Source organism: Arenimonas sp. (genome assembly GCF_019459675.1).
Taxonomy (GTDB): Bacteria; Pseudomonadota; Gammaproteobacteria; order Xanthomonadales; family Xanthomonadaceae; genus Arenimonas.
Window position 1 is genome coordinate 1 of sequence record NZ_JAIBFH010000195.1, and the last position, 8,689, is coordinate 8,689.

An 8,689-nucleotide genomic window follows, 5' to 3' on the forward strand; every position below is an offset into this window, starting at 1 on the left:
CGTCCACCGACATCGGCGAGCTGGCCCTGGGCCAGAACATGCTGGTCGCCTTCATGCCGTGGAACGGCTACAACTTCGAGGACTCGATCCTGCTCTCCGAGCGCGTGGTCGAGGAAGATCGTTACACCACGATCCACATCGAAGAGCTGACCTGCGTTGCCCGCGATACGAAGCTGGGGCCGGAAGAAATCACCGCCGACATCCCGAACGTGTCCGAGCAGGCCCTGGGCCGCCTGGACGAGTCGGGCGTGGTGTACATCGGCGCCGAAGTGCGCGCCGGCGACATCATGGTGGGCAAGGTCACGCCGAAGGGCGAAAGCCAGCTCACCCCGGAAGAGAAGCTGCTTCGCGCCATCTTCGGCGAGAAGGCTTCCGACGTTAAGGACAGCTCGCTGCGCGTGCCCCCGGGCATGGACGGCACCGTCATCGACGTGCAGGTCTTCACCCGCGACGGCATCGAGAAGGACAAGCGCGCGCGCCAGATCGAGGAAACCGAGATCAAGCGCGTCAAGAAGGACTTCGACGACCAGTTCCGCATCCTCGAGGGCGCCATCTTCGCGCGCCTGCGTGGCCTGCTGAGCGGCAAGGTCGCCAACGGCGGTCCGGGTGGCCTCAATATGGGCACCGATATCACCGGCGAATACCTGGACAGCCTTAATAAGGACGACTGGTTCACCATCCGCATGAAGGATGAGGAAGCGGCCGAACTGATCGAGCGCGCCCAGAAGCAGGTCGAGGCGCACGAGAAGGAGTTCGAGAAGCGGTTCCAGGACAAGCGCGGCAAGATCACCGCCGGCGACGACCTTGCCCCGGGCGTGCTCAAGATGGTCAAGGTCTACCTGGCCGTGAAGCGTCGCATCCAGCCGGGTGACAAGATGGCCGGCCGTCACGGCAACAAGGGCGTGGTCTCGACCATCGTCCCCGTGCAGGACATGCCTTACATGGCCAACGGCCAGACCGCCGACATCGTGCTCAATCCGCTGGGCGTGCCCTCGCGAATGAACATCGGCCAGATCCTCGAAGTGCATCTGGGCTGGGCCGCCAAGGGCCTGGGCCAGAAGATCCAGCGCATGCTCGAGGCCCAGGAAAAGGTCGCCGATCTGCGCAAGTTCCTCGACCAGATCTACAACCACGACAAGAAGCTGCACGGCGAGCGCGTTGATCTGACCCAGATCACCGACAAGGAGCTGCTGAAGCTGGCGCACAACCTCACCGACGGCGTGCCGATGGCCACCCCGGTGTTCGACGGCGCCACCGAAGCCGAGATCAAGGCGATGCTGAAGCTGGCGGACCTGCCCGAAACCGGCCAGACCATCCTCCACGACGGCCGCACCGGCGAGGCGTTCGATCGCCCGGTCACCGTTGGCTACATGCACATGCTCAAGCTCAACCACCTGGTTGACGACAAGATGCATGCCCGCTCGACTGGCCCGTACTCGCTCGTCACCCAGCAGCCGCTGGGCGGCAAGGCGCAGTTCGGCGGCCAGCGCTTCGGCGAAATGGAAGTCTGGGCGCTGGAAGCCTACGGCGCGGCCTACACCCTTCAGGAAATGCTGACGGTGAAGTCCGATGACGTGCAGGGCCGCAACCAGATGTACAAGAACATCGTCGACGGTGAGCACGAAATGACGCCCGGCATGCCGGAATCGTTCAATGTGTTGGTGAAGGAAATTCGTTCCCTCGCCATCAACATCGAACTCGAAGAGCAGTGATCCGGCGCGGGAACAGGAGAATCAAATGAAAGACCTACTCAATCTGTTCAACCAGCAGCGTCAGTCGCTGGATTTCGATGGCATCAAGATCGGCCTGGCTTCGCCGGACCTGATCCGCAGCTGGTCGTTCGGCGAAGTGAAGAAGCCGGAAACCATCAACTACCGTACCTTCAAGCCCGAGCGTGACGGCCTGTTCTGCGCCGCCATCTTCGGACCGATCAAGGACTACGAGTGCCTGTGCGGCAAGTACAAGCGCATGAAGCACCGTGGCGTGGTCTGCGAGAAGTGCGGTACGGAAGTGACGCTGGCCAAGGTTCGCCGCGAGCGCATGGGCCACATCGAGCTGGCCAGCCCGACCGCGCACATCTGGTTCCTCAAGTCGCTGCCGTCGCGCATCGGCCTGATGCTGGACATGACCCTGCGTGACATCGAGCGCATCCTGTACTTCGAGGCCTACGTGGTCATCGAGCCGGGCCTCACCACGCTCGACAAGGGCCAGCTGCTCACCGAGGAGCAGTTCCTGCTCGCTCGCCAGGAGCACGGCGACGACTTCGACGCCCTGATGGGCGCCGAGGCGGTCTACCAGCTGCTGCGCGGGCTCGACCTGAGCTCGGAGCTGCTGCGCCTGAAGGAAGAGATCTCGACCACCAACTCCGAGACCAAGCTCAAGCGCCTCACCAAGCGCATCAAGCTGGTCGAGGCCTTCCTCGAGTCGGGCAACCGCCCCGAGTGGATGGTGCTCACGGTGCTGCCGGTGCTGCCGCCGGACCTGCGTCCGCTGGTGCCGCTGGACGGTGGCCGCTTCGCGACCTCCGACCTCAACGACCTCTACCGCCGCGTCATCAACCGCAACAACCGCCTCAAGCGCCTGCTCGAGCTGAACGCGCCGGACATCATCGTCCGGAACGAGAAGCGCATGCTGCAGGAATCGGTTGACGCCCTGATGGACAACGGCCGCCGCGGCCGTGCCATCACCGGCACCAACAAGCGCCCGCTCAAGTCGCTGGCCGACATGATCAAGGGCAAGCAGGGCCGCTTCCGCCAGAACCTGCTCGGCAAGCGCGTGGACTACTCCGGCCGTTCCGTCATCGTGGTCGGCCCGACCCTGCGCCTGCACGAGTGCGGCCTGCCCAAGAAGATGGCGCTGGAACTGTTCAAGCCCTTCATCTTCGCCAAGCTGCAGCGCCGTGGCCTGGCCACGACGATCAAGGCCGCCAAGAAGCTGGTCGAGCGCGAGTCGGCGGAAGTCTGGGACATCCTGGAAGAAGTCATCCGCGAACACCCGGTGCTGCTCAACCGCGCCCCGACCCTGCATCGCCTCGGCATTCAGGCGTTCGAGCCGGTGCTGATCGAAGGCAAGGCCATCCAGCTGCATCCGCTGGTCTGCACCGCGTTCAACGCCGACTTCGACGGTGACCAGATGGCCGTGCACGTCCCGCTGAGCCTCGAGGCCCAGCTGGAAGCGCGCGCGCTGATGATGTCGTCCAACAACATCCTGTCGCCTGCCAACGGCGAGCCGATCATCGTGCCGACCCAGGACGTCGTCCTGGGCCTGTACTACATGACCCGCGCGCTGGAGAACAAGAAAGGCGAGGGCATGGTGTTCGCCAACGTCGCCGAGGTGAAGCGCGCGTACGACAACCGCGTCGTCGAGCTGCACGCCAAGGTCAAGGTCCGCCTCAAGCAGGTGGAGCTGGACGACCAGGGCGTGCCCACCGAGAAGACGTCGATCGTGGACACCACGATCGGCCGCGCGCTGCTGGCCGAGATCCTGCCGGTTGGCCTGCCGTTCTCGCTGGCCAACACCGAACTGACCAAGAAGAACATCAGCCGCCTGATCAACAGCTGCTACCGCATGCTGGGCCTCAAGCACACGGTCATCTTCGCCGACCAGCTGATGTACACCGGCTTCTCGTACGCAACCCGCGCTGGCGTGTCGATCGGCATCGACGACATGATCATCCCGGACGAGAAGAAGGGCATCCTGGCCGAGGCCGAGGCCGAAGTGCTGGAGATCCAGGTCCAGTACCAGAGCGGCCTGGTCACCGCCGGCGAGCGCTACAACAAGGTCGTGGACATCTGGTCGCGCACGAACGAGCGCGTGGCCAAGGCCATGATGGAATCCATCGGCACCGAGAAAGTCCAGAATGCCAAGGGCGAGACCATCGACCAGAAGTCGATGAACTCGGTCTACATCATGGCCGACTCCGGCGCCCGTGGTTCGCAGGCCCAGATCCGCCAGCTGGCGGGTATGCGCGGCCTGATGGCCAAGCCCGACGGCTCGATCATCGAGACGCCCATCACGGCGAACTTCCGTGAAGGCCTGAACGTGCTGCAGTACTTCATCTCGACCCACGGTGCCCGTAAGGGCCTCGCGGATACCGCGCTGAAGACGGCCAACTCCGGTTACCTCACCCGTCGCCTGGTCGACGTGGCGCAGGACGTGGTGGTCACCGAGTCCGATTGCGGCACGCTCAACGGCCTCACCATGACCCCGATCGTCGAGGGTGGCGACGTGGTCGAGCCGCTGCGCGACCGCGTGCTGGGCCGCATCGTGGCCGAGGACGTGTACCTGCCGGGCGACGACGAAGATCCCATCGTCACCCGCAACACGCTGCTGGACGAAGCGTGGGTGGACAAGCTGGAAGTGGCCGGTGTGCAGCTGATCAAGGTGCGCTCGGCGATTACCTGCGATTCCACCTTCGGCATCTGCGCCCACTGCTACGGCCGCGACCTGGCCCGTGGCCACATCGTCAACCACGGTGAAGCCGTGGGTGTGGTGGCCGCGCAGTCCATCGGTGAGCCGGGTACCCAGCTGACCATGCGTACCTTCCACATCGGCGGCGCCGCGTCGCGTGCCGCCGCGATCGACAAGATCACGGTCAAGACCACCGGTACGGTCAAGTTCAACAACCTCAAGTACGTCCAGCACGCCAACGGCCACCTGGTGGCGGTGTCGCGCTCGGGCGAACTGTCGGTGCTCGACAACCACGGTCGCGAGCGCGAGCGCTACAAGCTCCCGTACGGCTCGATGATCAACGTCAAGGATGGCGATGACGTCAAGGCCGGCAAGATCGTGGCCAACTGGGACCCGCATAACCACCCGATCGTGTCGGAAGTGGCTGGTTTCGTGCGCTTCGTGGACTTCGTGGACGGCATCACCGTCATCGAGAAGACCGATGACCTGACCGGCCTGGCCTCGCGCGAGATCACCGATCCCAAGCGCCGTGGCTCGATGGGCAAGGACCTGCGTCCGGTCGTGCGCATCCTCGACAAGAACGGCAAGGACCTCAACATCCCGGGTACCGACCTGCCGGCGCAGTACCTGCTGCCGCCGCGCTCGATCGTCAACCTGCAGGACGGCGCCGCGGTCGGCGTGGGCGACGTGGTCACCAAGGTGCCCCAGGAAGCCTCCAAGACCCGCGACATCACGGGCGGCCTGCCGCGCGTGGCCGACCTGTTCGAGGCCCGCAAGCCCAAGGATCCGGCCGTGCTGGCGGAAGTGTCGGGCATCATCAGCTTCGGCAAGGACACCAAGGGCAAGCAGCGCCTGATCATCAAGGATGCCGACGGCAACGAGCACGAAGAGCTCATCCCGAAGTACCGCCAGGTCATCGTTTACGAAGGCGAGCACATCGCCAAGGGCGAAACCGTGGTGGACGGCGAGCCGAACCCGCAGGACATCCTGCGCCTGCTCGGCGTCGAGCCGCTGGCCGCGTACCTGGTGAAGGAAATCCAGGACGTGTACCGGCTGCAGGGCGTGAAGATCAACGACAAGCACATCGAAACGATCATTCGCCAGATGCTGCGCAAGGTCGAGATCACCGACGCCGGCGACAGCCGCTTCATGGCGGGCGAACAGGCCGAGCGCATCCGCGTGGTCGAGGACAACGCCAAGGCGTTGACCAAGAACGAGCTGCCGGCCCGCTACGAGCCGGTCCTGCTGGGCATCACCAAGGCCTCGCTGGCGACCGAGTCGTTCATTTCGGCGGCTTCCTTCCAGGAAACCACCCGCGTGCTGACCGAGGCTGCCGTCCGCGGCACCCGCGACAGCTTGCGCGGCCTGAAGGAAAACGTTATCGTCGGCCGCCTTATCCCGGCGGGTACGGGCCTTGCGTACCACAGCAAGCGCCGCAAAGCCGCCAACCCTGAACTTTCTGATTCCGACCTGGAGACCTTGCGCGCCGCCCCGGCGGCCACCGAGACGACCGAAGAAGCCGGTTCCTAAGGCTGAATATTGCGCTGGCAGGCCCGCCGATGGCCCGCCCACATCCGGAAAGAGGGGACAGGATGTCCCCTCGTGTTCGGTTCAAGGACGATGGAAACCAGCAAACCCCACTGTCATTGATTTGACAGCAGGGTTTAACGCGAATTAAACTCCCGCTTCTCGGTGGGCCGGTTTCCGGCCTGCCGTGTCATTTTTCATCAGGATTCCGAACGCATGGCGACGATCAACCAGCTGGTGCGCAAGCCGCGCCAGCCCAAAACCTACAAGAGCGCTTCCCCGGCTCTGGCCAACTGCCCGCAGCGTCGTGGCGTGTGCACCCGCGTGTACACCACCACCCCGAAGAAGCCGAACTCGGCCCTTCGTAAAGTCGCCAAGGTGCGCCTGACCAACGGCTTCGAAGTGATTTCCTATATCGGTGGCGAAGGCCACAACCTGCAGGAGCACTCGGTGGTGCTGATCCGCGGCGGTCGCGTCAAGGACCTTCCCGGCGTGCGCTACCACACGGTCCGCGGTTCGCTCGACGCCGCCGGCGTCACCAAGCGTCGCAAGAGCCGTTCCAAGTACGGCGCGAAGCGTCCGAAGTCCTGAGTGCGCGGCTGACGCCGCAGCGCTCTACACCCGATCAACGAATTTAGGCAAGCATCATGTCCCGTAAAGGTTCTCCCGGTACCCGTTCGATCCTCCCGGATCCGAAGCACGGAAGCGAAGTGGTTGCGCGCTTCATCAACATGGTCATGAAGTCCGGCAAGAAGTCGATCGCTGAAAAGATCGTCTACGGTGCCATGGACGTCATCGGCGAGAAGAACAGCGACACGCTGGCGCTGGTCGAGAAGGCCCTGGCGAACGTCGCCCCGGCCGTCGAGGTCAAGTCCCGCCGCGTCGGTGGCGCGACCTACCAGGTCCCCGTCGAGGTTCGCACCTCGCGCCGCATGGCTCTGGCCATGCGCTGGGTGATCGACTCGGCGCGCAAGCGCGGCGAGAACACCATGCCGCGCAAGCTGGCTGCCGAACTGATCGAGGCCTCCGAGTCCCGTGGCGGCGCCGTCAAGAAGCGTGAAGAAACTCACCGTATGGCAGAGGCCAACAAGGCCTTCTCGCACTACCGTTGGTAATAGACAAGGATTGCTGCTGTGGCCCGTCATACCCCCATTGAGCGTTACCGTAACTTCGGCATCATGGCCCACATCGATGCCGGCAAGACCACCACTTCCGAGCGCATCCTTTTCTACACCGGTGTGAACCACAAGATCGGTGAAGTCCACGATGGCGCAGCCACCATGGACTGGATGGAGCAGGAGCAGGAGCGTGGCATCACTATCCAGTCCGCTGCGACCACCTGCTTCTGGAAGGGGATGGACAAGTCCCTGGAAGAGCACCGCTTCAACATCATCGACACCCCCGGGCACGTGGACTTCACCATTGAAGTCGAGCGTTCGCTGCGCGTGCTCGACGGTGCGGTGTTCGTGCTGTGCGCGGTCGGCGGCGTCCAGCCGCAGTCCGAGACGGTGTGGCGCCAGGCCAACAAGTACAGCGTGCCGCGCCTCGCGTTCGTCAACAAGATGGACCGCACCGGCGCCAACTTCCACAAGGTCGTTGGCCAGCTGAAGTCGCGCCTGGCCGCCTCCCCGGTCCCGATGCAGCTGCCGATCGGCGCTGAAGAGGGCTTCGAGGGCGTGGTCGACCTGATCAAGATGAAGGCCATCCACTGGGACATGGCGACCCAGGGCAATACCTTCACCTACGGCGAAATCCCGGCCGATCTGGTTGAAGAGGCCAAGACCGCCCGTGAATTCATGGTCGAGTCCGCGGCCGAGTCGTCGGAAGAGCTGATGGAGAAGTACCTCGAGACGGGCGAGCTGTCCGAGGAAGAGATCATCCACGGCATCCGTGCGCGCACGATCACCTGCGACATCATCCCGATGTTCTGCGGCACCGCGTTCAAGAACAAGGGCGTGCAGGCGATGCTTGACGGCGTCGTCAGCTTCCTGCCGTCGCCGCTCGACCGCCCGGCCATCACCGGCCTGGACGAGAACGAGCAGCCGGTCACCCGCAAGGTGGGCGACAAGGAGCCGTTCTCGGCCCTGGCGTTCAAGATCATGACCGACCCGTTCGTGGGCTCGCTGACCTTCTTCCGCGTGTACTCGGGTTCGCTCAACGCGGGCGACCAGGTGTACAACCCGGTGAAGAGCCGCAAAGAGCGCATCGGCCGCCTGCTGCAGATGCATTCCAACCAGCGTGAAGAAATCAAGTCGGTGCTGTGCGGCGACATCGCCGCCGCGGTCGGCCTGAAGGACGTCACGACCGGCGAAACGCTGTGCTCGCTCGACCACATCATCACGCTTGAGCGCATGGTCTTCCCGGAGCCGGTCATCTCGATGGCCGTCGAACCCAAGACCAAGTCCGACCAGGAAAAGATGGGCGTGGCCCTGGGCCGCCTGGCGCAGGAGGATCCTTCCTTCCGCGTGCGTACCGACGAAGAGTCGGGCCAGACCATCATCGCCGGCATGGGCGAGCTGCACCTGGACATCATCGTCGACCGCATGCGTCGCGAGTTCAACGTTGAAGCCAACGTTGGCAAGCCGCAGGTGGCCTACCGCGAGACGATCCGCAAGTCGGTCAAGGCCGAAGGCAAGTTCGTGCGCCAGTCCGGTGGTAAGGGTCAGTTCGGCCACGTGTGGCTGGAGCTGTCGCCGCAGGAAAGCGGCACCGGCTACGAGTTCGAGAACGCGATCGTCGGCGGCGTCGTGCC

The 8,689-nt window shown here is 64.1% G+C and carries 5 protein-coding genes; all 5 read left to right on the forward strand.

The window, feature by feature from the left end:
* Positions 1 to 1,712, forward strand: a 1,712-nt coding sequence (rpoB, locus tag K0M70_RS06745) for a DNA-directed RNA polymerase subunit beta (protein WP_290780868.1), incomplete at its 5' end; no start/stop codon positions are given.
* Positions 1,713 to 1,737: 25 nt separating this feature from the next.
* Entirely contained in the window at positions 1,738 to 5,940 is a 4,203-nt protein-coding gene (rpoC, locus tag K0M70_RS06750) for a DNA-directed RNA polymerase subunit beta' (RefSeq protein ID WP_290780870.1), read from the forward strand.
* A 213-nt stretch (positions 5,941 to 6,153) separates the two neighbouring features.
* Positions 6,154 to 6,528, forward strand: a complete 375-nt coding sequence (gene rpsL / locus K0M70_RS06755; RefSeq protein ID WP_290780872.1) for a 30S ribosomal protein S12 — start codon at positions 6,154 to 6,156, stop codon at positions 6,526 to 6,528.
* Between the two features lie 56 nt (positions 6,529 to 6,584).
* Positions 6,585 to 7,052, forward strand: a complete 468-nt coding sequence (rpsG, locus tag K0M70_RS06760) for a 30S ribosomal protein S7 (RefSeq protein WP_290780874.1) — start codon at positions 6,585 to 6,587, stop codon at positions 7,050 to 7,052.
* A gap of 18 nt (positions 7,053 to 7,070) precedes the next feature.
* Positions 7,071 to 8,689: elongation factor G (gene fusA, locus K0M70_RS06765; RefSeq protein WP_290780876.1), on the forward strand; the 1,619-nt coding region annotated here is incomplete at its 3' end.

What these genes read in the sequence shown, in the direction of transcription:
- rpsL (WP_290780872.1), top strand. Translation starts at nt 6,154, where the DNA reads ATGGCGACGATCAACCAGCTGGTGCGCAAGCCGCGCCAGCCCAAAACC.
- rpsG (WP_290780874.1), top strand. Translation starts at nt 6,585, where the DNA reads ATGTCCCGTAAAGGTTCTCCCGGTACCCGTTCGATCCTCCCGGATCCG.
- rpoC (WP_290780870.1), top strand. Translation starts at nt 1,738, where the DNA reads ATGAAAGACCTACTCAATCTGTTCAACCAGCAGCGTCAGTCGCTGGAT.